The 22,833-nt window shown below is 58.3% G+C and carries 21 protein-coding genes; 12 read left to right on the top strand and 9 right to left on the bottom strand.

Annotated features, from left to right (window positions below):
• Positions 1-26: 26 nt before the first annotated feature.
• The 5 genes from dhaM to HMPREF1257_RS02675 form a co-directional block, all read right to left on the bottom strand.
• Positions 27-746 carry a dihydroxyacetone kinase phosphoryl donor subunit DhaM gene (gene dhaM, locus HMPREF1257_RS02695; protein WP_023022659.1) on the bottom strand — a complete coding sequence of 240 codons (720 nt, stop codon included), beginning with the start codon at positions 744-746 and terminating at the stop codon, positions 27-29.
• A 3-nt stretch (positions 747-749) separates the two neighbouring features.
• The gene (dhaL, locus tag HMPREF1257_RS02690; protein ID WP_023022662.1) at positions 750-1,433 is read right to left on the bottom strand and encodes a dihydroxyacetone kinase subunit DhaL; all 684 of its coding nucleotides are present in this window, start codon (positions 1,431-1,433) and stop codon (positions 750-752) included.
• Between the two features lie 2 nt (positions 1,434-1,435).
• On the bottom strand, positions 1,436-2,437 hold the full coding sequence (gene dhaK / locus HMPREF1257_RS02685; protein WP_023022664.1) for a dihydroxyacetone kinase subunit DhaK: 1,002 nt from the start codon (positions 2,435-2,437) through the stop codon (positions 1,436-1,438).
• Positions 2,438-2,586: 149 nt separating this feature from the next.
• Positions 2,587-4,371 carry a DEAD/DEAH box helicase gene (locus tag HMPREF1257_RS02680; RefSeq protein WP_023022666.1) on the bottom strand — a complete coding sequence of 595 codons (1,785 nt, stop codon included), beginning with the start codon at positions 4,369-4,371 and terminating at the stop codon, positions 2,587-2,589.
• Positions 4,368-4,619, bottom strand: a complete 252-nt coding sequence (locus HMPREF1257_RS02675) for a DUF3039 domain-containing protein (RefSeq protein ID WP_023022668.1) — start codon at positions 4,617-4,619, stop codon at positions 4,368-4,370. Before HMPREF1257_RS02675 ends, HMPREF1257_RS02680 begins: the two co-directional genes overlap by 4 nt.
• 138 nt (positions 4,620-4,757) lie before the next feature.
• On the opposite strand from HMPREF1257_RS02675, the gene HMPREF1257_RS02670 reads away from it, so the two are divergent.
• The 9 genes from HMPREF1257_RS02670 (at position 4,758) to galE (ending at position 14,409) form a co-directional block, all read left to right on the top strand.
• Positions 4,758-5,141 carry a DUF3099 domain-containing protein gene (locus HMPREF1257_RS02670; RefSeq protein ID WP_023022670.1) on the top strand — a complete coding sequence of 128 codons (384 nt, stop codon included), beginning with the start codon at positions 4,758-4,760 and terminating at the stop codon, positions 5,139-5,141.
• A gap of 39 nt (positions 5,142-5,180) precedes the next feature.
• Positions 5,181-6,758, top strand: a complete 1,578-nt coding sequence (locus HMPREF1257_RS02665; RefSeq protein ID WP_023022672.1) for a class I SAM-dependent methyltransferase — start codon at positions 5,181-5,183, stop codon at positions 6,756-6,758.
• 41 nt (positions 6,759-6,799) lie between these two features.
• Positions 6,800-7,243 carry a D-aminoacyl-tRNA deacylase gene (gene dtd / locus HMPREF1257_RS02660; RefSeq protein ID WP_023022675.1) on the top strand — a complete coding sequence of 148 codons (444 nt, stop codon included), beginning with the start codon at positions 6,800-6,802 and terminating at the stop codon, positions 7,241-7,243.
• Positions 7,244-7,604: 361 nt separating this feature from the next.
• The gene (locus HMPREF1257_RS02655; RefSeq protein WP_023022677.1) at positions 7,605-8,999 is read left to right on the top strand and encodes an aromatic amino acid transport family protein; all 1,395 of its coding nucleotides are present in this window, start codon (positions 7,605-7,607) and stop codon (positions 8,997-8,999) included.
• A 37-nt stretch (positions 9,000-9,036) separates the two neighbouring features.
• Positions 9,037-10,410 (top strand): L-serine ammonia-lyase, encoded by a 1,374-nt coding sequence (locus HMPREF1257_RS02650; protein ID WP_023022679.1) that lies wholly within the window; start codon positions 9,037-9,039, stop codon positions 10,408-10,410.
• Positions 10,411-10,538: 128 nt separating this feature from the next.
• Positions 10,539-11,303, top strand: a complete 765-nt coding sequence (locus tag HMPREF1257_RS02645) for a transcriptional regulator (protein WP_023022681.1) — start codon at positions 10,539-10,541, stop codon at positions 11,301-11,303.
• A 193-nt stretch (positions 11,304-11,496) separates the two neighbouring features.
• Positions 11,497-12,510 (top strand): sigma-70 family RNA polymerase sigma factor, encoded by a 1,014-nt coding sequence (locus tag HMPREF1257_RS02640; protein ID WP_023022683.1) that lies wholly within the window; start codon positions 11,497-11,499, stop codon positions 12,508-12,510.
• Positions 12,511-12,744: 234 nt separating this feature from the next.
• Complete coding sequence (locus HMPREF1257_RS02635) at positions 12,745-13,422, top strand: metal-dependent transcriptional regulator (RefSeq protein WP_023022685.1); 678 nt, start codon at positions 12,745-12,747, stop codon at positions 13,420-13,422.
• A 3-nt stretch (positions 13,423-13,425) separates the two neighbouring features.
• On the top strand, positions 13,426-14,409 hold the full coding sequence (galE, locus tag HMPREF1257_RS02630; protein WP_023022687.1) for a UDP-glucose 4-epimerase GalE: 984 nt from the start codon (positions 13,426-13,428) through the stop codon (positions 14,407-14,409).
• 9 nt (positions 14,410-14,418) lie between these two features.
• Here the strand turns inward: galE and HMPREF1257_RS02625 are convergent, their stop codons facing one another.
• A complete protein-coding gene (locus tag HMPREF1257_RS02625; protein ID WP_232208509.1) occupies positions 14,419-15,504 on the bottom strand; it encodes a DUF4192 domain-containing protein in 1,086 nt (361 codons plus the stop codon).
• A 260-nt stretch (positions 15,505-15,764) separates the two neighbouring features.
• Between HMPREF1257_RS02625 and HMPREF1257_RS02620 the strand changes: the two genes are divergently transcribed.
• Complete coding sequence (locus HMPREF1257_RS02620; protein WP_023022691.1) at positions 15,765-16,781, top strand: proteasome assembly chaperone family protein; 1,017 nt, start codon at positions 15,765-15,767, stop codon at positions 16,779-16,781.
• 34 nt (positions 16,782-16,815) lie between these two features.
• Positions 16,816-19,359, top strand: a complete 2,544-nt coding sequence (locus HMPREF1257_RS02615) for an RNA helicase (RefSeq protein WP_023022693.1) — start codon at positions 16,816-16,818, stop codon at positions 19,357-19,359.
• A 125-nt stretch (positions 19,360-19,484) separates the two neighbouring features.
• On the opposite strand, the gene HMPREF1257_RS02610 is transcribed toward HMPREF1257_RS02615, so the two are convergent.
• Both HMPREF1257_RS02610 and HMPREF1257_RS02605 read right to left on the bottom strand, forming a co-directional pair.
• Entirely contained in the window at positions 19,485-20,009 is a 525-nt protein-coding gene (locus HMPREF1257_RS02610; RefSeq protein ID WP_023022695.1) for a carboxymuconolactone decarboxylase family protein, read from the bottom strand.
• A 99-nt stretch (positions 20,010-20,108) separates the two neighbouring features.
• Entirely contained in the window at positions 20,109-20,702 is a 594-nt protein-coding gene (locus tag HMPREF1257_RS02605) for a peroxiredoxin (protein ID WP_023022697.1), read from the bottom strand.
• 162 nt (positions 20,703-20,864) lie between these two features.
• On the opposite strand from HMPREF1257_RS02605, the gene HMPREF1257_RS02600 reads away from it, so the two are divergent.
• A complete protein-coding gene (locus HMPREF1257_RS02600; RefSeq protein WP_023022698.1) occupies positions 20,865-21,812 on the top strand; it encodes a LysR substrate-binding domain-containing protein in 948 nt (315 codons plus the stop codon).
• A gap of 65 nt (positions 21,813-21,877) precedes the next feature.
• On the opposite strand, the gene HMPREF1257_RS02595 is transcribed toward HMPREF1257_RS02600, so the two are convergent.
• Positions 21,878-22,795: a hypothetical protein gene (locus HMPREF1257_RS02595; protein ID WP_023022700.1), complete on the bottom strand. Its 918-nt coding sequence runs from the start codon at positions 22,793-22,795 to the stop codon at positions 21,878-21,880.
• Positions 22,796-22,833: the final 38 nt, after the last annotated feature.

Genomic DNA, 22,833 nt, shown 5'->3' with positions numbered 1-22,833 from the left:
ATGGCACCCGTGGAAGTACTCTTGACTTACTCGTCGAGTCCCTGAGCGATACCGTCAGCAATCTGGTCGACAAGGGCAGAGTCACCAGCTTCTCCGCTGACGGTGACTGACGCGCCATGAGGCGCGCCGAGAGACATCAGCATCATTGCTGAATCTGCTTCAGCATCCTCACCATCGTAAGTAATGACGATGTCACCGTCTGCCGTCGCCGCCATTTCAGCGACTTTTGAAGCGGGCCGGGCATGCAGGCCCGCTGCGTCCGCAACAGTGACGGTTTGCTTATATGACTCTCCCGTTTCTGATGTTGCACTCGCAGTGCTTTCGTCAGTTGTCGCCGAGCGGGAAGAATTCGATGCGACAAAGATATCAATGGCCTGTGCTGCTGCCGTGGCTACGGCGGCAAGGTCATCTCCTTGTTGCGCAGACGTAGCCGCGGCAATGGCGGCCTCCACCAACGGTGCATCAACGAAAGTCACCGGATCATCTTCTAGGAACTCCAGTACAGACTCCACTGTCATCGTGGCTGAGCCTAAGTCAGTGAGAACAACCACACCGAGCTCCTGACTTAGGAGGTCGTTGATGGCAGATTCGATGAGGTCATACGAGGTTCCAATTCCCCCGTCTTCGAGTCCACCAGCTGTGCGGATGGTGACGTCCGAGGCCATCTGGGCTGCGAGTTCCGCGAGACCTTCGACAAGTTTGGCCGAATGAGAAACGAGTACGAGGCCAACGTGTGGTTGTGGCATCGTCTAAGCCTCCTCTGCTTTGTTGTTGCCGCTGTCTTCAGTCACTGCGCTCGAGGCTGCGTCGGCAGCCGCTGCTAGAAAGAGCGCGGTGGACGCCGCACCTGGGTCCTTGTGCCCTACGGATCGCTCTCCCAGATAGGAGGCACGTCCCTTCGTCGCCACCATTGAGATGGTAGCCTCGGCGCCTTCGGCTGCGGCTTCGGCAGCCGCGCGCAGAACCTCAGCTGGGCTGCGTCCGGCATTTGCTGCTTCACGGGCAGCACGGGCAGCAGGAGCCCAAGCATCAACCATCGTCTTCTCCCCCTCCGTGGCCTTGCCTCGCGAGGTGATTCCTTCAGCGGCGGCTTCGATAACTGCAGCCGCTGTAGAGGCATCGAGATCACCAGAGCCGGCTGCCTTAGCAGCACGTAAGAACGCGGTGCCCAACAGAGGCCCGGAGGCACCACCAACAGTGGACATCAGAGTTTTGGCGGTGAGCTTGAGCACGTCCACAACGGTCGAGCCGTCTTCAGTGGTTTCGGCAGCAACCTTGTCCACCACGGCACGGAAACCGCGGTCGACGTTTTCACCATGGTCGCTGTCACCAATCACACGGTCTAGCTCGATGAGCTCATCACGATGGTCATGGGCGGCTGCAGCACAGTTCTTCATCCAGTCCTGTGCCCAAACAGTTGAAAGGTTAGTCATGATTACATTCCTTTGCGTAGAGCGGCGGTGTGGCAGGGGGCGTCGAACAGCGCAATATCTTGATCATCAGCGCGCATCACGGTGACAGAACAACCCGCCATATCCAAGCTAGTAACGAAGTCACCCACGAGTGATCTCTCGATGGTCACGCCCGCGTCCTTGAGACGTTGAGCCACACGGCGGTAGACCACATAGAGTTCCGAAGCAGGCGTAGCTCCCATGCCGTTCACCACAACGATGGTGCGCTCGCCTTCACTCAGTTTAAGGTCCGCCAGGATGGGATCCAGCAGGTGATCCGTTACGTCGTCAGCAGAAACAATCGGGATTTCTTTCCGGCCGGGTTCACCGTGAATACCGACGCCCAACTCGACCTCGTCCTCCCCCAAATCAAAGGAGGGCTTTCCCACATGGGGCACGGTGCACGCAGACAATGCTGCCCCCATAGTGGCAGTGTTCTCCACTACTTTCTTTGCGACAGCAGTAACGGCAGCAAGGTCATCGCCTCGCTCGGCGGCCGCGCCCGCCAGCTTCTCCACGAGAAGGGTTCCAGCCACGCCGCGGCGGCCAGCGGTATACGTTGAGTCCTCAACGGCGACATCGTCATCTACGATGACCTGGCTGACCTCAATGTCATCAAACTCGGCGAGTTCAGCCGCCGTATCGAAGTTGAGGACGTCCCCCGTGTAGTTCTTAACAATGTAAAGCACGCCCGCGCCGGTATTGACGGCGTTGGTTGCTGCTTGAATCGCATCCGGCGTCGGTGAGGTAAACATCGCACCGGGAACAGCAGCGTCGAGCATGCCATGGCCAACGAATCCCGCGTGGAGCGGCTCGTGTCCCGAACCGCCGCCAGAAACGACGGCGACCTTGCCGCTCTCCTTTTTCTCTTTGCGGCTTACGAATAGAGGGTCAGTTGCACGCGTGACGATGTCTTTGTGTGCCTGCGCGAATCCTTCAACAGATTCAGCAACAACGTTTTCCGGCGAGTTGATGAGCTTCTTCATCATCCATCTCCTTGGATCTTCTTAAGCCAAAGGCCTACGGGCAGGATGATATCGAGCTTACTCTTCCTAAAAACATTTACACCGTTCACATTTTCAGACGCACGTTCGGCGCACCTCCGCTGAGACTCAGCGGACGCTTCTCGAAGCGTTTACCACTTGCGCAGGTAGTCGATGCGCTCGCGAAGCTGCTCGGCGTCGCACAGCGCGGTGGGCGGCCCGCCGCAGGCCTTGCGTGCTTCGGTGTGAATGGCGCCGTGCGGGCGTCCGGTGCGCTGCGCGGTGATAGACACGACGGTGTTGAGTTCCTTGCGCAGCGCCGAGATTTCATCCACCGTTCCGGCATCGGAGCCGGCAGAGCTTGGTGCCGCCCCCGCGGCACCCGCCTGTCCCCCACGCTTCGGCGCGTGCGGGGTGCCGTAGAGCTTGCGACGCTGTTCCTCGGCTGCCTCTGCAGCCCGGCGCGCCTTTTCCTCAGCCTCACGGCGGTCCATTTCCTCGGATTGCTTCTTGCGCAAGAGGTCTTTGACCTGGTCGGCATCGAGGAGCCCGGGGATGCCGAGGAAGTCGGCTTCCTCATCAGAGGTCATATCGCCGGTATTAAACTGCGAGCCGTTATAGAGCAGGCCAGAGAATTCGGCTTCGGCGCCTAAGGACTCATAAGACTTTTCCAACATATCTGGTTCGGTCTTTTTCTGGTTTGCTTGCTCGAGTAGCTCGTCGTCCCAGCCTTCTTTCTCCGTCTTTTCTTTGCCCAAGACGTGGTCGCGGGATTTTTCCATGTGCTCTGCAAGGCCGAGGAGCACGGGGACGGAGGGAAGGAATACCGAGGCGGTTTCGCCAGGCATGCGGGAGCGCACGAAGCGGCCGATTGCCTGGGCGAAGAACAAGGGGGTCGACGCGGACGTGGCGTAGACACCCACCGCAAGGCGGGGCACGTCGACGCCCTCGGACACCATGCGTACGGCAACCATCCATTCATCGGTGGAGTCCGCAAATTCTTGAATGCGGTCCGAGGAGCCTGGGTCATCGGACAAAATGACCGAGACTGGGGTATTGGAGAGTTGCTTGAGGATTTTCGCGTAGGCACGGGCGGTGGTGGTATCGGAAGCGAGCACGAGCCCGCCGGCATCCGGCATATTGCGCCGCATCTGCATCAAGCGGGTATGCGCCGCCTGCAGCACGGCGGGGATCCATTCGCCCTTGGGGTCGAGCGCGGTTCGCCAGGCGCGCGCGGTTTGTTCCACGTTCATGATGTCACCCAGGCGCGCGGAGTGCTCCTCCCCGGCGGAGTCCCGCCAGCGCGCCTCGCCGGAGTAGGACAGGAAGACGACGGGGCGCACGACGCCATCGGCAAGCGCATCGCCGTAATCGTAGGTGTGGTCGGCGCGCGAGACCTTGTGTCCTTCCCCATCGTCCTCATAGCGCACAAAGGGGATGGGCGATTCATCGGAGCGAAACGGCGTACCGGTCAGCGCGAGGCGGTGGTTGACGTCGTCGTAGGCCTCCTTGACGCCATCGCCCCAGCTTTTGGCGTCGCCGGCGTGGTGAATCTCGTCCAAGATCACGAGCGTGCGCCGCGCAGAGGCAACGGCGCGGTGTTTGAAGGGATGCATGCCCACTTGGGCATAGGTCACCACGATGCCATCCATGCTGGGGTTAACAGCAGAGGAATTCGTGAAGGCAGGATCCAAGGCCAAGCCCACCCGCGCGGCGGCGGCAGACCACTGCGTCTTCAGGTGCTCGGTAGGTACCACGACGATGACGCGCTCTACCGTGCGGTCTTCCATGAGCTCCGTTGCGATGCGCAGAGCAAAGGTGGTTTTACCCGCACCGGGGGTCGCCACGGCCATAAAATCTTGTGGCTTGGTGGCGAGGAATTTATCGAGGGCTGATTGCTGCCACGCGCGGAGGTTCGTCTTCTTAAACGTCCTCACTTGCGGCGAAGACCCTTAAAAACGCGTTCGCAATCGGGGCAGACCGGCGAGCCCGGCTTTGCCTGTTTGGTTACCGGGAAGGTCTCACCGCACAGGGCAACGACGTACTTGCCGTTGACTGCGGAATCAAGAATCTGATCCTTTTTGACGTAGTGGAAGAACTTCGGCGTGTCATTATCCGTCTTCGAAGTGTCTTCACGAATATCTGGCCGTTCAATTGTCTTCGTAGTCGTAGTCACGCACCCCATTTTGCCGCATCAGCATCGAACTTTGCGAGTCATGCGTCTACCCTTGGAGAACATGCACACTCTACGCACGCCAACGCCGGCTTTCCCGTCCCCTGTTGTAGGGTTACGCGGCGGGCTCCAGGGAGGTGCGTAGTTTAAGTGTTTGGCAAAAAGGAACGTTTTCTCATCACGGATGCCAAGCTCTCGCCCGCACAAGATCGCAGGCGCCGGGAGCTGTGGTACGGCTTTTTCCAATTCTTGCGCGTGCCATCGCTGCTCATTGCCGGGGTCTTTTTGTACCTGCATTGGTGGTTAATCGCGGCGATTATCGTGGGCGTGACTTTTCCCTTGCCGTGGATTGCCGTGGTCATTGGCAATAGCCGCGGTGAGAAGAAGGACAAGCGGGATAAAAATGTCTATAAACCCGCGATGAATCGTCAGCTATATTCGCAGTATCAGAACCAACAGATTTCCCGCGGCGGCTCCAAGGCAATCGAATCTCAGCATTCCGTTATTGACCATGACGATGCAGCCTCCGACTAGCCGCATCTTCAGCACGACTGGAAAGGAACTTCTCCCAGCATGACGTCCTTTGGCCCTAATTTCGACGCCGCCGCTCTGCGCGATCTTGCCCCAGAGTTAGCGGAGGCTTTTTCGCAGTCCGGTTTTACTACCGATGGTTTAGCGGGGCATTTGGGCCCAGAGCTTACGGAGGCGCTCTACCGTGGTGAGCCTGCCGCGGTGGCGCGCGGAACCGCGGGTAATACCCAGCTGGATACGCTCATCCGCTTCTTCCTGCTGCATGAGCATCTGCCGGCCACGCTGCTTGCCGATGCCCTCGGGGCCCGCCTTGCCGCCAAGCTCCTGGATGCCGGCGTGGCGCTTTCCGATGATCGCGGCAGCATCTACATTGCCCTCGATATCCGGCCCCATATCATCGTCGGCTCCAACCGCCTCGTCTTTTCCGATGTCGATGCCTCGCTGGTGGACCACGTCCCCGGCGCGGATCACGTCTTGAGCGTCGGGGCGGCAAGCCTCTCACTCTTGCAATCGACGCCGGTAAGCCCGGTATCAACGGTGCTCGATCTGGGCACCGGTTCGGGAGTGCAATTGTTGGGTCAGCTCGAGTGCGCGCGCAGCATTACGGCGACGGATGTCCACCGGCGCGCGCTTGATTTGGCCGGTGCCACCGTCGCTGCCTCAGGGACTAGTACAGAGGTAGAGCTAGTTGAGGGCTCGTGGTTCGAGCCCGTTGCGGGGCGCACCTTTGACCGCATCGTTGCCAATCCCCCATTCGTCGTTGGCCTTCCTGAGGTGGGCCATGTCTACCGCGATTCTGGCCTGAACTTGGATGGGGCTAGCGAATTGGTGGTATCCCAGGCAGTGGATCACCTCACCCCGGGCGGAACCGCGCATTTGCTCGCCGCCTGGGTGCATACCGGTGGGCAGACTTGGCAGCAGCGCGTGGCCTCGTGGCTGCCGGATAAGGGCGTGGCTGCCTGGATCATTCAGCGGGATGTCGCCGATCCTTCCCTCTACGTATCCACCTGGCTCAAGGACGAATCGCTTGATGTGCGCAGCGATGAGGGCAAGGCGCGCTCAAAGGCCTGGCTGGATCATTTCCACCACCACGATGTCACGGGAATCGGGTTTGGATTCGTCGCCATCCAAAAGATCGCCGAAGACGCGCCCTCCGATATCTTGGCCGAAGAAATGCCACAGCACTTTAGTGACCCATTGGGACCCGAGGTGGAGGAATACTTCGCCCGCGTGGCATGGCTGCGCGACTTGGTTCCTGGTGAGCTGGAGGGAAAGCACTTCCGGGTGCGCCCTCAGGTAGCCAAGGAAGAAGTCAGCGTGGCCGATACCGATAATAAACAAGGCTTTAACCGGGCGGTTATCCGCCTGACGCGTACCGATGGTCCCCGGTGGAGCCACGAAGTCGATGAACACTTGGCAGCAATCGTAGCTGGCCTATCTCCCCACGGGCTTAACCTTGGAGAGACCGTTGGCCTGTATGCGGTAGCGCACGGCTTCGATGAGGCAGAACTGACCGCGGCCGCGCTTCCCGCCATTATCGATATGGTTCGCCATGGCCTGCTCATCCCGGCCGATCTGCTGCTCGAGGACGATACTTCCCCGGCTGCCCACACTGAATAACACTGAAGAGCACCGAATAGTCAGGAAAGGAAGATACAGGCATGCGCGCAGTTCTAACCCGCGTATCCGAAGCAGCTGTCACCGTCGCGGGCGAGACCGTCGGCGCCATCGACTGCCCTGAAACGGGCGGGCTTTTAGCCCTCGTCGGTGTCTCCCGGGAGGATTTAGCCGATTGGAAACCGCGTGCAGAAAAGATGGCCCGCAAGATAGCGGAGCTGCGCATCCTAGACGGTGAAGTATCGGTTGCAGATGCCGGAGCCCCAGTATTAGTGGTCAGCCAATTCACGCTGTATGGCCGCACCGCCAAGGGGAGGCGCCCGTCGTGGGCCAATGCGGCTCCAGGAGAAGAGGCCGAGCCGGTCATTGAGTACATCATCGAGCGCCTCCGCGAACGCACTATCGCGGTCGAATCAGGCCAATTCGGGGCTATGATGCGCGTATCGTCCGTCAACGAAGGCCCGTTTACGGTTTTGGTCGAGACCTAATTTCCTCTCACGCATTTTCCCTTCATCCGGCGTTTACCTGCACGAGCGCCCACTCACACCCATGATTATCTATGAGCTAGCTCGCAAAGAGGCCGATATTGTTCAACAATGCATATCGCTGGGCGCCGCGCAAGCTTTTTCAGAGTGATAATTAACCCATCCCAAAATGTAATAAATTATTATCACTTGGCATTACTGCGGGCTTATACTTAACGCGTAACGAAGCGAATGGGCTGGATACAAGCTGAAAGTTTAATTTCAGACCCTTGCCCGGGCACGCTGGTGAGAGAAAATATTTTCTCACTCCAGGGTGACAGGAGCCCTCAAGCTTCGGTCAACCCCATGCAGAGGAGGAAAGAAGATGTCCCACAAGCTCTTGCGCCACGGACAAGTCGAACACCCGGAACACAGTGCGCAAATTCCGGAACAACCACCCGCAGAAGAAAAGCCACCCGCTGACGGCATAGAAACCCCATTTGCGGGCCAAGAAGGCGCCCCAGCGTGGAACAAAGAAGACACCGTTTGGATGCTCTCCCTATTCGGCACCGCCATTGGAGCCGGCGTGCTCTTCCTCCCTATCAACGCTGGCATCGGCGGCATCATCCCGCTTCTTATTATGACCGTCGTCGCCTTGCCGATGACCTACTGGGCCCACCGCGGCATGACCCGCCTGGTCCTATCAAGCTCAAAGCCAGATGGCGATCTCACCGACGTCGTGGAGGAACACTTCGGTGTTAAAGCCGGCGTGCTGATGAATATCCTCTACTTCCTCTCCGTCTACCCCATCCTGTTGGTGTACTCGGTAACCATCACCAACACGGTCAATTCCTTTTTGGAACACCAATTAGGCATCACCTCACCGGATCGGTGGCTTACCTCGCTGGTTCTCGTAGGCGGCCTCATCCTCGTCGTACGCATGGGCAAAAGCGTGGTCGTCCACGTCATGTCCTACTTGGTGTATCCGTTCATCGGCATCCTAGTCCTACTCTCGCTGTACCTCATCCCCAAGTGGAATACCGCACTCTTTGATAGCTTCGACCTCGACGTCGCGCGCGAAGCCTCCGGCCACGGCATGGGCATTACCTTGATGCTCCTAGTCCCAGTCATGGTCTTTTCCTTCAACCACTCGCCCATGATTTCTTCCTTCGCCGTTGACCGCCGCCAAACCTACGGCAAGTACGCGGAATACAAGTCCCGCAAGATATTGCTCCGCGCGGAAATCCTCATGGTCGCCGTCGTGATGTTCTTCGTCTTCTCCTGCGCGCTCAGCCTATCGCCTGCGGATATGGCCGAGGCCAAGGAACAAAACATCACCATCTTGTCTTACCTGGCCAACCACTTTGATAACCCCGTCATCCAGTGGATTGCCCCTATCATCGCCATGATTGCCGTAGCCAAGTCCTTCTTAGGTCACTACCTCGGCGCTGCAGAAGGCTTCGAGGGCCTCCTGGTCAAAGGCAGCAAGAATGCCAATAAAGATGACGCAGAATCCAGCCACAAGCTCGACACCATCACGCTTGTCTTCATGCTGGTAACCGCATGGCTCGTTGCCTGGGCAGATCCTTCCATCCTCGGCATGATTGAAACCCTCTGCGGTCCGACCATCGCCATCATGCTGTTCCTCATCCCGATGATTGCCATCCACAAGGTTCCAGCACTCGCCCGCTTTAAGGGCAAGGCCTCCAACTACTTCGTGTTCATCATGGGTCTTATTGCCCTCGCCACCATCATCTACTCCATCGTGCAGGCTTTCTAAGCAGCACTTGCTTCTCAGGATTTTCCAGGAGAAAACCATGTTCATCAGCATCTTCGATATGTTCAAGATCGGCATCGGCCCCTCAAGCTCACACACCCTTGGGCCAATGAAAGCCGGCAAGGCCTTCGTTGACGAGCTCAAAGAAAAAGACCTCATGGATAAGGTCACCCGCGTCCAAGCCAATGTCTACGGCTCCCTGTCTTTGACCGGTGTGGGCCACTCCACCGATAAAGCCATCCTGTTGGGACTGGCCGGCGAAGAACCAGAAACCGTCGATATCGACGGCATCTCCGCCTTCATGAAAGAGGTCAGCCAGAGCGAAACGCTGCTTCTCGGTGGTACGCACAAGGTGAGCTTCCCCAAAGACGGCGGATTCTACTTCCACGATGAATACCTCCCCATGCACGAAAACGGCATGTGCCTTATCGCCTTTGCCGGCGAGGAAGACATCTTGCACAAGACCTACTACTCAGTGGGTGGCGGGTTCATCGTCAAGCAAGAAGACTTCGCCATGCGCACCCGAGATACCGTTGACATCCCATTCGCTTATGCCAGCGCGGAAGAATTACTGGCGCTGTGTGAAACCAATAATATGACGCTCCCGGAGCTCGGCAGGGCCAATGAAAAGGCGCTGCGCAGCGAGGGGGACATCGACGAGCACCTGCGCAAGGTCCGCGATGTCATGTACACCGGCATCAAGCGTGGCTCCACAACCGATGGCCCGCTGCCCGGTGCCCTGCTCGTACCGCGCCGCGCCGCAGCCCTGAAGCGCAGGCTGGAACAATCCGACCCCCACGATGGCCTCAACATTTTGAGTTGGGTACACATGTTTGCCCTGGCCATTTCGGAGGAAAATGCCGCCTGTGGCCGCGTCGTCACCGCACCTACTAACGGCGCATGCGGCGTCGTTCCTGCGGTACTGGCCTATTTCGATGAATTCGTCGAGCCAGTTACCCCGAGCATGTTCGCGGACTATATCTTCGCCTGCAACCACATCGCCGCGCTCTACAAGATGAACGCCTCCATTTCCGGTGCGGAAGTAGGCTGCCAAGGAGAAATTGGCGTCGCCTGCTCCATGGCAGCGGCCGGGCTGGCCCAACTGATGGGGGCAACACCGGAACAGGTCTGCGTCGCGGCTGAAATCGGCATGGAACACAAATTGGGCCTGACCTGCGACCCGGTCCTAGGCCAAGTGCAAGTCCCCTGCATCGAGCGCAATGCCGTGGCTGCGGTAGACGCCATTACCAGCGCACGCATGGCCTTGGACCGCGAAAGCAAGCCATGTGTCAGCCTCGATGAGGTCATCTGGACTATGTACAACACCGGTAAGGACATTAACGCCAAGTACAGGGAAACCTCACAAGGCGGCCTCGCCCTAGCCGTCCACCCGCCCATCCCGGTATGTGGTTAATGCCGGCAACCTAGGCTCCGGAAAGAGCACCATATAAGGAGGTGAGTACTTGGGCACGGCCGGGTACTCGCCTCCTTTGTCGTTACTTTGTGGTACCTTATCAATAATCTGACAGGAATTATAAGGACATGCTTCAGCTAATGAACCTTTCTAGCAGCCATGCCCCCGAAGAAAACTTCCTCGAGCAGTACATACCACTCGTCGATTTCCTCGGTCAGGCCATGGGCCCTAACACCGAAATCGTGCTCCATGATCTCGATGTACCCGATAAATCCATCATCGCCATTGCCAACGGTCACATTTCCGGCCGCGAACTAGGCGGCCCGGTTACAGACTTTGCGCTCTGGTTCATGAAACAGGGCGACGCCGCTGCCGTTCCTATGATGACCGGGTACCGCGCGGTCAATAGCGAGGGAAAAGTCTGCCGCTCCTCGAGCTATTTCCTGCGCGATGCCACCGGGCATATGCGCGGCATGCTTTGTATCAATGTGGAATTATCCGAGCTTATCCAGATCCGCGATGCCGCTAACGCGTTGATAGGCGGTACCGAGCCGGCCATCGATAAGGCGAAGGCCTTCGGCGGCTACCCCGGCACCACCGCACCGCAGCGCACTCCCGCACCGGAAGCGCCCGCGCAGAAAAAGCCGGAAGCGCCCTATAGCGAATCGCTGCGTTCCAACGTTGAGCACCTTTTGGACTCCATGCTGGATTCCGCGATTTCCACGCACTCCACCCCGGTCGAGTCGATGCAGCGCCACGAACGGCTAGAGGTCATCGCTTCCCTCGAGGATGCTGGCTTCTTCCTCCTCAAAGGCGGCATTGCCGCGGCGGCCACCCGGCTCGGAGTATCTGAACCCACGGTCTATCGCTACCTCGTACAGGTCCGCGGCTAAGACTTCCCCGCCACCTGGATGTAGCAGTTTTACTGCATCCACGTGGCGCATGCGCTTGCCGACGCCCCCAAAAAGGTGGGGCACAGCGGCCTGCACGTCGCCGTTTTAAACATTTCAGGATGCGTGGGAACTAAATGCGTCCTCACACCGTTGTACTTTTTGAAACAGGCGACAATTTCAGGAGGCTGAAAAGATGACGAATCCATCTGCCAACACCGCCAATGGCACTTCGACTGCCACTACTGATGAGGAACAGGAAGTAGACCGCGGGTCTCGCCGCAATCAAACCAATGACAACCCCTCCGCTGACTTGGTACGTGTCTACCTCAACGGAATCGGCAAGACCGCCCTGCTCAGTGCTGAGGACGAGGTTGAACTCGCGCAAACCATTGAGGTGGGCCTGTATGCAGAGTACAAGCTCAATAACGCGGAGAAGCTGACCCGTGCAGAAAAGCGCGACCTGAAGATCTTGGCCCGCGAGGGCAAGAAGGCCCGCTCCCACCTGCTGGAGGCAAACCTGCGCCTCGTAGTCTCCTTGGCCAAGCGTTACACCGGCCGCGGAATGCCGCTATTGGACCTCATTCAAGAGGGCAACCTTGGCCTTATCCGCGCTATGGAAAAGTTCGATTACGCCAAGGGCTTTAAGTTTTCCACCTACGCCACGTGGTGGATCCGTCAGGCCATTACCCGCGGCATGGCAGATCAGTCGCGCACTATCCGCCTCCCAGTCCACCTTGTGGAACAGGTAAATAAGCTTTCCCGCATCAAGCGCGAGATGTATCAGTCCTTGGGCCGCGAGGCGACCAATGAGGAACTGTCCGAGGAATCTGGCATCGATGAGGACAAGATCGAGATGCTGCTGCGCCAGTCCCGCGATCCCGTCTCACTCGACATGCCTGTCGGCACTGACGAGGAAGCCCCATTGGGCGACTTCATCGAAGATGCTGAGGCTACCGATGCTGAGACCGCCGTCGTGGCCTCTATGCGCCACTCCGATATCCGCGGTGTCATCGATACGCTAGAAAAGCGCGAGCAGGACGTCATCCGCCTGCGCTACGGCTTGGATGACGGCGTGCCACGCACCCTTGACCAGATTGGTCGCCGGTTCGGGCTCTCCCGCGAACGCGTACGCCAAATCGAGCGTGAGGTCATGGCGAAGTTGCGCGATGGCAACCGCGCCGATCGCCTCCGCGAGTACGCGCAATAGAACTCTTCGCCTCCTGAACCTTCTTTAATCGCGACCTCGACTGTGCCGCCGAGAATTTTCCCAGTGCGCTTTCGAGGTCGCGTTCTCTATGCAAGCGGCGAGCGCAAACTCGTCTCCTTAAAATCTCTCCAGCAAACTTAGGGCAACTTAAGCTAGTCTGGATACAGAATGTAAAAAGCGCTGTCTGCTTTGCGCACGGCACGCATTACTGTTTTCAAAGAAAGGTATGCCCACGTGAGGGACCTCGTTGATACTACTGAGATGTACCTTCGGACCATTTATGAATTGGAAGAAGAAGGCATCACTCCCCTGCGCGCCCGGATTGCGGAACGCCTAGAGCAGTCCGGACCTACCGTATCCCAAACCGTTGCTCGCATGGAGCGCGATGGCCTCCTCCACGTTCGTTCGGACAGGAGCTTGGATCTAACCGAAAAGGGACGCGAATTGGCCACGGCGGTTATGCGCAAGCACCGACTCGCGGAGCGTTTGCTTACTGATGTCCTCGGGCTCGATATCAGCAAGGTCCACGATGAGGCCTGCCGCTGGGAGCACGTAATGAGCGAAGAGGTAGAAAAGCGCATGGTATCGGTCCTCGATGACCCCAGCCGCTCGCCTTTTGGTAACCCCATTCCGGCGCTGGCGCAACTGGGCTTCCAGGTCCCCGAACCATCAATTGGGACGCGGGCTATCGATCTCCCCGATGGCGAAGAAAAATCCGCCAAGATTATCCAGATCAATGAGATCCTGCAGGTAGATGAGGCTACCTTCCGGGACCTTGCTGAGGCTGGAATCCGGATCGGTACCGAGGTCACCGTGGTCAATAATGGCGGTACGATTTCGCTTACCACTCCCTCGGGAAAGGTCATCACCTTGTCAGATGATCTCGCACACGCCGTGCGCGTGGAGGTCTAGGCCATGAAGCTTTTGGTTACTGGCGGTGCCGGCTATGTCGGCAGCGTGTGCTCCGCAGTCCTCGTTGAGCAAGGCCACGACGTCACCATCATCGATAACTTTTCCACGGGAAACCGGGATGCCGTGCCGCCCGCAGCCCGCGTGGTAGAAGGCGATGTGGCCGACAAGGCTGCAGAAGTACTGGGCGAAGGCGGCTTCGAGGGCGTCCTCCACTTCGCCGCCCGCTCGCTCGTCGGTGAATCCGTGGAAAAGCCGGACGAATATTGGCAGCACAACGTCGTGACCACGCTGCGCTTGCTCAACGCCATGCGCGATAACGATGTCAAAAGCCTCGTCTTTTCTTCTACCGCAGCCACCTACGGCGAACCGGAGCAGGTCCCTATTACTGAGAACATGCCGACCCAGCCCACGAATCCCTATGGCGCTAGCAAATTGGCTATCGACTACATGATTACCTCTTTTGCACAAGCCTTTGGGCTCGCGGCAACGTCCCTGCGCTATTTCAACGTCGCTGGTGCCTACGGCTCCATCGGCGAAAACCGCGAGATTGAAACCCACCTCATCCCCATTGTGCTGCAGGTTGCTCTGGGGCACCGCGATAAGATTTTCATGTTTGGCACGGATTGGGATACCCCGGATGGCACGCCGGTGCGCGACTACATCCATATCCGCGATCTTGCCGATGCCCACGTGCTTGCCCTCCACAGCAATGCCCCCGGCACCCACCGGATCTATAACTTGGGTTCCGGCGAGGGATATTCCGTCAAGCAGGTCATCGAGATGTGCCGGAAAGTCACCGGCCACGAGATTCCGGCGGAGATCGCCCCGCGCCGCGCCGGAGATCCAGCCACGCTGATTGCGTCCTCAGACAAGATCAAGCGGGAGCTGGACTGGAATCCTCAGCGCACCGACTTGGAAACCATCGTGACCGACGCGTGGAATTTCACTCGGCAATTGGGCGACCGGGCGCATTCGGCGCGGCGCTAAAACGCGGGGCTACACAAAGCCATCGGCATCAATCCCCGCTGCCTCCCGCGCCGCGTCGCAACCGCGGCTCAGGCTGGTAATGAGGCGTTCCCCCATTCCGCTGCGATAGGCTTGGGCAATGAGCTGGCTCAAATTGTGACCCGGTGCCTCATCGAGGGCGACGGTAAGCGCTGGGCCGGCATAGAGCCCGAATTTCTGCGCCACCTGGGTCGCTGCAAATAACGCCAGCGCGTTATAACGGATGGTGCCGCCAAAGGTGCGCGCCGTGGCTAGGAGCAAGGTACCGGCCGCGTGCGGGGATTCGACGAGGTCCCGGATGACCAAGTCGCGCATCCACGTCGTCGACATCCACATTGCTCCGACGCAAAGTAATTCTTCGTTATCCAGGGTCTCTTCCAGGGTTTCTACCTCGCTTAATACATACTGCACATCCGCGATGAGATGCTGAACCACCCGGGTTGGATCCGTTGTGCCGTAGCCGTGGCCGGCGCGCATCTGCCGGGACAATTCCTCGGCGCAGCGCCGCATGGACACGATTTCTTCTTGGCCGAAGTTCGGGTTATGCGGGGCGAATTGCTGCACCAGTTCGTCTCGGGAAAGCTCCGGCAAAGTGCCGTTTTCTACGCAGGCGCGCATGGAAGAGCTGGTGGAAATAGCGGGAATGGTCCCTTCGGTCCAGGCTTTCATCGGGCCCTTCCCGTTCCCAGTGCTAAAGCCGAATACGAGGTCGTAGGCGGTGGATGTGGCGATTTCTTCCACCAGCCAGCAGGCATCAATTCCGGTGCCCCTGTCATCTTCGAAGTGGTAGAGCGCCTCGATCATCTCCCAGAGCTCTACTTCCTCGCGCTGAGAGATAATAAAGCCTAGAACGACTTCGGGATTACCGCAGTGAAAGGCGCTCATGATCTCTGCGAGGGCTGCGGGGACATCGGAAAGGTCTACGCGCGCGACTGGCCCCATGGTGCGGCCTTCTGGGGTTGGTTCGATGGAGATGAGGACGATTGATTCTGCTGGGAAGAATCCGAGGATTCCTGGAATATTGGCAAGGATATCGCCGGGTGTACGGATGGGCTTTTGTGGTGTTGTGATCTTCATGGCTTCTAGCTTCGGGGCCTGCGGCAAGTACCGAAAGCCCATCACAGGCAGAGGGCCGAAATCTGTGGATAAGGTGGGCGGAAAGGGGCATCGGCAAGCAGTTATGCACAGGCCCACCGCACCGGGCCTAGCGCGGGTTTCCTCGTTAGGGCATAATGGGTTATTTAACTACTCCGCGAACACTGAACTGAGTGCGTGTGGGAATAGTGCGGTCCTGGCGGTCGTTGATCTAGATTAAGAGACCAAGGAGGTAACACATCATGCACGAAGAAGAGCGCAGCATGTACGAATTGGAGTACCCCGCTCCGGTGGTTAAGGACAATTCCGGTGAAGGAAAAGGCCCCACCATGATTGTTGCCATGCACGGCTATGCCGATGCAGGCCAGGCCATTGAGTCGAGCGCCGATCATCTCAAGGCCGCGCTGGAAAACCGCCAGCTAGCCTCCTTTAACTCTGATGAGCTCATCGATTACCGCTCCCGCCGCCCCGCCATCACCATCGATAATGACCGGGCCCTAGAGGTAGAACCCATGGATTTGGGTTTGAAGGTCCTCCGGGATAATTCCGGCAAGTCTTTCCTTCTTCTGTCTGGCCCAGAGCCGGATATGCGCTGGGAAGCGTTTACCACGGCGGTAGTGAAGCTGGTGGAGAAATTCGATATTGAAGACACCATCATGCTCTACGCCGCGCCGATGCCCGTGCCGCACACCCGCCCCACCGTGGTCACCGCGCACGGTACTACCTCCCGCCTGACGGAAGGCATGGTCAAGATGGATTCGACGATGATGGTTCCTGGTGCCGCGGCGCTCTATATAGAAAAGGCCTTGGCGGATAAGGGCCGGACGGTAGCGGGCTATACCGCGCACGTGCCGCATTACTTGGCCGCGTCCCCGTACCCGCAGGCGACCCTGGAGCTCCTTGACTCCGTGGCTAAGGCCGCCCGGCTGAATATTCCGCTGGGCAGCATCGAGGCGGATATTTCCCGCGTCGAGGGCCAGCTGGATGAGCAGGTCAATGGCTCGGAAGAGATTGAGGGCGTGGTCCAGCAATTGGAGCAGCAGTACGATGCCTTCATGGAACGCTACCGTCAGGATCACCCGCAGGCCATCATGCCGGGCGAGGAAGCCGTGCCCAGCGCTGAGGAAATCAGCGAAGAATTCGAGGCCTTCCTCGCCTCGCTCGATGAGGCCGATAGCGAAGAGATTATCCATACCGATATTGATGACCGCGAAGACTCTGCTGATGACGATGACAGAGACTTAGGCGACGATATCTAACGAACCCGCCCCCATCGCCGCTAAGGTGGTGGGGGTGAACTTATCTCAGCAGCTGCCAGATTTAACGGAAGTCCCCGAGTCCCTCATCGATGAGGCCATTTGGGATACGTTTAACTCGTGGACCACTAGCAAGGGAATCGATTTATATCCCGCGCAGGAGGAGGCCTCGCTCGGCATCCTGGCCGGAGATAATGTCATTCTCGCCACCCCAACGGGTTCGGGAAAGTCCATGGTGGCCAACGCCGCCCACTTCATCGCCCTCGCCCGCGGGCAGCGGAGTTTTTATACCGCGCCCATTAAGGCGCTGGTCAGCGAGAAGTTCTTTGCGCTGTGTGAAATCTTCGGCGCGGAGAACGTGGGCATGATGACTGGCGATGCCACCGTAAACGGCAACGCCTCCATCATCGCCGCCACCGCTGAGATCGTTGCCAATATCGCGCTTCGCGATGGCGCCGAGGCCAACATCGACCAGGTAGTCATGGATGAATTCCACTACTACTCCGATCCTGACCGCGGCTGGGCATGGCAGGTGCCGCTCTTGGAACTGCCCAAGGCGCAATTCCTCTTGATGTCGGCCACGCTCGGTGATACCGACTGGCTGCAAGAAGACCTCACCCGCCGCACGGGGCGCGAGACTAATCTGGTGGCCGGCTCTACCCGCCCGGTGCCGCTGGATTTTTCTTATGTTTTCAGCGCGGTACACGAAACTATCGAAGAGCTGCTCGCCGATAACAAGGCCCCCATTTACGTTGTGCACTTTTCCCAGCGCGAGGCGGCCGAGCGGGCCCAAGCCCTGACCTCGCTTTCTGGCATCATTAGCAAAGAGGAAAAAGCGGAAATCGCTGAAGAAATCGGCGGATTCAGGTTTACCACCGCCTTTGGCAAGGATCTCTCAAAGTTGCTTCGCAAGGGCATTGGCATCCACCATGCGGGAATGCTGCCCAAGTACCGGCGACTTGTGGAGCGCCTCGCGCAGCGCGGCCTCCTCAAGGTTATTTGCGGCACCGATACCTTGGGCGTAGGCATCAACGTGCCCATCCGCACCGTCTTGATGACCGGCCTGGCCAAGTTTGATGGGCAACGCCAGCGCATCTTGAAGTCCCGCGAATTCCACCAGATTGCAGGGAGGGCTGGGCGCGCGGGCTATGACACGGAAGGCACCGTCGTCGTCGAGGCCCCTGAGCACGAGATTGAAAATGCCAAGGCCCGCAGGCGCATTGGCGATGACCCGAAGCGGCTGAAAAAGCTCAAGAAGAAATCCGCACGCGAGGGCGAAGTCTCGTGGTCCGAGAAGACGTTTGCGCGGCTGACAGAAGCAGAACCGGAGCAGTTGACCTCGCAATTCCGGGTCTCGAATTCGATGCTGCTCAATGTCTTAGCCCGCCACGGCGATGGTTATGCGCATATGCGCCACCTCTTGCGCGATAATCATGATCCCCGCAGCAAGCAGAACAAGGACATCCTCACCGCCCTCGACCTCTTCCGCGGATTGGTAGATTCCGGTGTGGTCCAAAAATCCACGAAGGGGCTCGATATCTACGGCCGCCCCTACCACCTCGTGCGGGAGTTGCCGCGTGACTTTGCCCTGAACCAGCCCCTTGGCCCCTTTGCATTGGCCGCGCTCTCCCTCTTGGACCCGGAGGCGGAGAGCTATCACCTTGATGTGATCTCGGTCTTTGAGGCCATCCTCGATGATCCCCGGCAGGTCCTACAAGCCCAGCAGAAGAAACGACGCGGGGAAGAAATTGCCGCACTCAAGGCGGACGGGGTGGACTATACCGACCGCATGAATATCGTGGAGGATATCACCTGGCCCAAGCCGCTAGAGGAGCTGCTTGAGCAGGCCTACGATACCTTTGCGGAGACCAATGCGTGGGTAAAGGAATTCGAGCTGCGGCCCAAATCCGTGGTGCGCGACATGGTGGAAAACGCCATGACCTTCTCGGATTTGGTCGCCACCTACGGCTTAGCCCGGTCTGAGGGCGTTATCCTTCGCTACCTCACCGACGCGTGGCGGACTCTGAAGCAGTCCATCCCCGATGAATATACGACGCCCCAAATTGAAGACATCATTATCTGGTTAGGCGAACTTATCCGCCAGGTGGATTCCTCGCTTGTCGATGAATGGGCGCAGATGGCCGGCGAAGACTCCCCCATCGATCAAGATACGCTCGACCGAGAGCTAGCCTTCGGCGTCGAAGACCCTACTGCGCTTACCGCCAACCGCCGCGCCTTTGGCATTATGGTGCGCAATTACATGTTCCGCCTCGCGCAGCTCTTCGCGTTGGAGGAAGAAGATCGCCTCGCCGAGGTATTGGATTATCTGGACGAAATTCCCGATTTTGGTGCCGTCTTGGATGACTACTTCGACGAATACGACGATATTGATACCGGCCCTGAGGCGCGCGGACCAGAGTACTTCCGGTTGGAGGAATCAAGCTCCCGCAGCTGGCCCGTGCGGCAAATCATTAAGGATCCGGCAGGCGATCGCGCCTATCAATTCGTCGGTACCGTCGATCTGGACGCCTCTGATGAAGCCGGTGAGGTCCGCCTCTCAGAGCTGCGCGTTGAGTATTAGGCGCGTGCGGGCTGGGTAAAACGACTTAAGCCACCCCCCTCCGCTGCACCCAGCGTCCTGTGAGGGACACCGAGTCAAACAGCGCGCGGGGGTGGCTTAGTTTAAAGGGCGATTAAGCAGCGCTTTTAGCGTGCAGCCTCAATCTGAACGGCCTGTGCGACTGCCTGAATGACAGAAGCAACCTTGATGGCCTCCCAGACCTGTTCCTTGGTCGCGCCAGTATCGTTGAGCTTCTGGGTGTGTGCGCCCAAGCAGTGCTCGCAGCCGTTGATGGCGGAAACGGCGATATTCCACAGCTCGAAGTTTGCGTCCTCCACGCCCGGCTTGGAGATGAAGTTCATCCGAAGACCAAACTTAACCTGTGCGTAGTCATCGCCCAACCAGCCCTTGGCGCGGTAAGCAACGTTATTCATTGCCATCACGGTGGCAGCGCCGTAAGCGGCGTTGATAGCTTCCTCGGAGAGGTGCTCTTGCGCCTCTTCCGCGATTTCAGAAATCACGGTGTCATTGCGGGTAGCTGCAGCCGATGCCAACAGGGTGCCCCACAGCTGCTCCTCATTCAGCTCAGTCGTGCGGGTCAGCGCGCCGAGGTTGAGCTTCTGATCCTTGGCGTACTCGGGTAGCGAGGACTTCAAGTTCTCGATAGACACGGTTTTTCTCCTTCTAAATCTTTTCTCAGTAATTTAAATTGCAAGGCAAGTGCGTGCCCCGCCAGAACGGCGGGGAAAGCACCTACTGATAACTAAGGCTTAAAGCTGGGACTGAACGACATCCATCTTGTCGATGTTCTTGGTTGGGTCGTTCTTCTCCCAGTTGCAGGCGCAGACCTCTTCGGACTGCAGGGCGTCGAGAACGCGCAGGACCTCATCAACGTTACGTCCCACAGCGTCCGGGGTAACGGAGACGAACTGGATAACACCATCTGGGTCGATGATGAAGGTTGCGCGGTCAGCAACGCCATCAGCGTTTTCTACGCCCAGGGCGCGGATCAGGTCGTGGCGCACGTCGGAGAACATCGGGAACGGAACGTCCTTCAGGTCCGGGTGGGTTGCGCGCCAGTTGAAGTGAGCGAACTCGTTATCGGTGGAGCCGCCCAGCACCTGAGTGTCGCGGTCCTGGAACTCTTCGTCCAGCTTGCCAAAGGCAGCGATCTCGGTCGGGCAAACGAAGGTGAAGTCCTTAGGGTAGAAGAATACGACCTTCCACTTGCCCTCGTACTTGTCCAAAGAAACCTGCTCGAAGTAGTCCTCTGGCTGGCTAGCATTAACGTCGTGCAGGTCACCGCCGGTCAGGGCGGTGAGGTCGAATTCTGGGAACTTTTCGCCAACGGTCATGATAGGCATGTTCTTCAACTCCTTCTTAAAAGGGTAATCTTTTTCAAGTTTCCGACAGTCCCGTACCGAGGACCACGGGCCGGACCCTCTCCGGCCCAACACCAAAGACAATACCATTAATTCCGGTCACGTCAATAGCTAATCCTATAGATAAATGTTAGAGTGATAGGCATGCATAATAAAGAGTATCGACCAACACTTGCCCAGCTGCGCACGTTCGTCACCGTGGCGGAAAACAAGCACTTCGGCACCGCTGCCGCCAAGCTGGAGATCTCTCAGCCTTCCCTCTCCCAGGGCCTCGTGGCGCTCGAGCAGGGGCTCGGCGTGCAGCTCATCGAGCGCTCCACCCGCAAGGTCATCGTGACCTCGGCCGGTGAAACCCTTCTACCCTATGCCAAATCCACGCTTGAGGCCGCTGATACCTTCCTCGCGCATGCCCGCGGTGCCCACGGCACCCTGTCCGGCCCCCTGACCATTGGCGTTATCCCGACCATCGCCCCGTATATCCTCCCGGACTTGCTGGCGAAGATTACGGAGACCTACCCGGAGCTGGAGCCGCGTTTTGTGGAGGAGCAAACCCAGCACCTTATCGCCCGCCTGCGCAACGGCAACCTCGATTTAGCCGTCCTTGCGCTGCCTTCAGAGGCCACGGGCATGGTCGACAGCCCGCTGTACACCGAGGACTTCGCCATCGTCAGCCCGCCCGATCACCCCATCGCCGGGCGTACGGACGTCCAGGTGGCGGAGCTGCGGGACTTGGATTTGCTGTTGCTTGACGATGGCCACTGTCTCCGCGACCAAATCGTCGATCTCTGCCGGCACGCCCACGTCAACCCGGCAGAGGCAACAAATTCCGTCACTCGCGCCTCATCATTGACCACTATTATGCAACTGGTCATGGGTGGGCTCGGCTGTACCCTCGTCCCCAAGTCCGCGTTGGCCACCGAATGCCACGGCAAGAACCTCGGTGTAGCCTATTTTTCCCCCGATGTCACCGCAGAGCGCGAAATCGGCCTCGTCTTCCGCTCCTCTGCCGCACGCAGTGAAGAATTCCGCGAATTCGGCACCCTGATAACCGCAGCTTATGAAAATGCCCTCGTCCGCTCGCTGGAGGGTTAAAACCGCCACGCACGTTTAAGGCCACCGAAGCAGTGCCTCGGTGGCCTTAAACAATGGCAAAGCGATTACCCAGCTTGACCGACTGCGCGGCCTGCACACTGGCGGAACAAATAAGCCGTAGACAGTAAGGTAACCGGTATAGTAACAATCAAGCCAACAAGGAGCACGATGAAACCGCCAATCGTAATCAGCATGTTGAGCACCGTTAGCAGCAAAAGCTGGCCGTAGTTTCCTTTACCGGCCTTAAAACCGTTCTTGATGGCTTGGCCAACTCCGTCGCCATCGGCCGCAAACCACTGCATCAACATATAAAGCGGCTGAATAAACAGGCCGATGAGAGTCAATAAAGCCACAACTCCGAAAAGGCCTGCCATGGATTCCAACGCCTCTTCCTCTGTGGCACCGGTCCCCATATCAGGGCTAAGGAAGAATGAACCACCAACGAAGATGAACATTACTAACCAGGTAATAATGCCGATGATGATCATGATCGCTAGCGGCTGCCACCACCGCACGTCCTTGCCCACATAGTTCCAACCAGTGCGCGGATCATCGATTTGGAATAGCGCCAGTCGCAGCGCCATCAGGCTAATGACGGCCACGAACACATAGGACACGATCTGCACAATGGCTTCTCCACCGAAGGCCTCCGCACCCTCTGAGGGAGCAACGGCCGCGCCCAAGATGGAGAAAGCGATGGCAATCACGCCAACGAGCAAGCTACCGAGGATCCACAATTTCCAATTCTTAAATACCGTACGAAAGGCCCACGAAATAGAATCGATGGCCGAGGGTTTTCCGGTAAACCCGCCGTTGTTTACGGTGTTGTCCTGTGCTTGGTAGCCCGCATATCCTTGATTGCCAGAGCTCTCGTGGCTACCGCCATAGGACGGCAGGTTTCCGTAGCTCGGCTGATCCTCCGGGTGGTCAGTCGGTTCGTAGCGTGGAAAATCGTCATTTCCACCGGATTTATCGTCGTTCATCAGCGGTGCCTTCCTTCTGCATTCGGGTTGGGCGCAAC

It is taken from the genome of Corynebacterium sp. KPL1814, from assembly GCF_000478175.1.
Lineage (GTDB): Bacteria > Actinomycetota > Actinomycetes > Mycobacteriales > Mycobacteriaceae > Corynebacterium.
This window is presented reverse-complemented; position numbering and strand designations above follow the sequence as displayed.

Bases quoted from the DNA above. Each gene is read 5' to 3' on its own strand.
- HMPREF1257_RS02620 (WP_023022691.1), top strand. From the start codon at position 15,765: ATGCACGAAGAAGAGCGCAGCATGTACGAATTGGAGTACCCCGCTCCG.
- dtd (WP_023022675.1), top strand. From the start codon at position 6,800: ATGCGCGCAGTTCTAACCCGCGTATCCGAAGCAGCTGTCACCGTCGCG.
- HMPREF1257_RS02640 (WP_023022683.1), top strand. From the start codon at position 11,497: ATGACGAATCCATCTGCCAACACCGCCAATGGCACTTCGACTGCCACT.
- HMPREF1257_RS02650 (WP_023022679.1), top strand. From the start codon at position 9,037: ATGTTCATCAGCATCTTCGATATGTTCAAGATCGGCATCGGCCCCTCA.
- HMPREF1257_RS02625 (WP_232208509.1), bottom strand. From the start codon at position 15,504: ATGAAGATCACAACACCACAAAAGCCCATCCGTACACCCGGCGATATC.
- dhaM (WP_023022659.1), bottom strand. From the start codon at position 746: ATGCCACAACCACACGTTGGCCTCGTACTCGTTTCTCATTCGGCCAAA.
- HMPREF1257_RS02655 (WP_023022677.1), top strand. From the start codon at position 7,605: ATGTCCCACAAGCTCTTGCGCCACGGACAAGTCGAACACCCGGAACAC.
- HMPREF1257_RS02595 (WP_023022700.1), bottom strand. From the start codon at position 22,795: ATGAACGACGATAAATCCGGTGGAAATGACGATTTTCCACGCTACGAA.
- HMPREF1257_RS02665 (WP_023022672.1), top strand. From the start codon at position 5,181: ATGACGTCCTTTGGCCCTAATTTCGACGCCGCCGCTCTGCGCGATCTT.
- dhaL (WP_023022662.1), bottom strand. From the start codon at position 1,433: ATGACTAACCTTTCAACTGTTTGGGCACAGGACTGGATGAAGAACTGT.
- HMPREF1257_RS02645 (WP_023022681.1), top strand. From the start codon at position 10,539: ATGCTTCAGCTAATGAACCTTTCTAGCAGCCATGCCCCCGAAGAAAAC.
- HMPREF1257_RS02605 (WP_023022697.1), bottom strand. From the start codon at position 20,702: ATGCCTATCATGACCGTTGGCGAAAAGTTCCCAGAATTCGACCTCACC.
- HMPREF1257_RS02600 (WP_023022698.1), top strand. From the start codon at position 20,865: ATGCATAATAAAGAGTATCGACCAACACTTGCCCAGCTGCGCACGTTC.
- dhaK (WP_023022664.1), bottom strand. From the start codon at position 2,437: ATGAAGAAGCTCATCAACTCGCCGGAAAACGTTGTTGCTGAATCTGTT.
- galE (WP_023022687.1), top strand. From the start codon at position 13,426: ATGAAGCTTTTGGTTACTGGCGGTGCCGGCTATGTCGGCAGCGTGTGC.
- HMPREF1257_RS02675 (WP_023022668.1), bottom strand. From the start codon at position 4,619: ATGGGGTGCGTGACTACGACTACGAAGACAATTGAACGGCCAGATATT.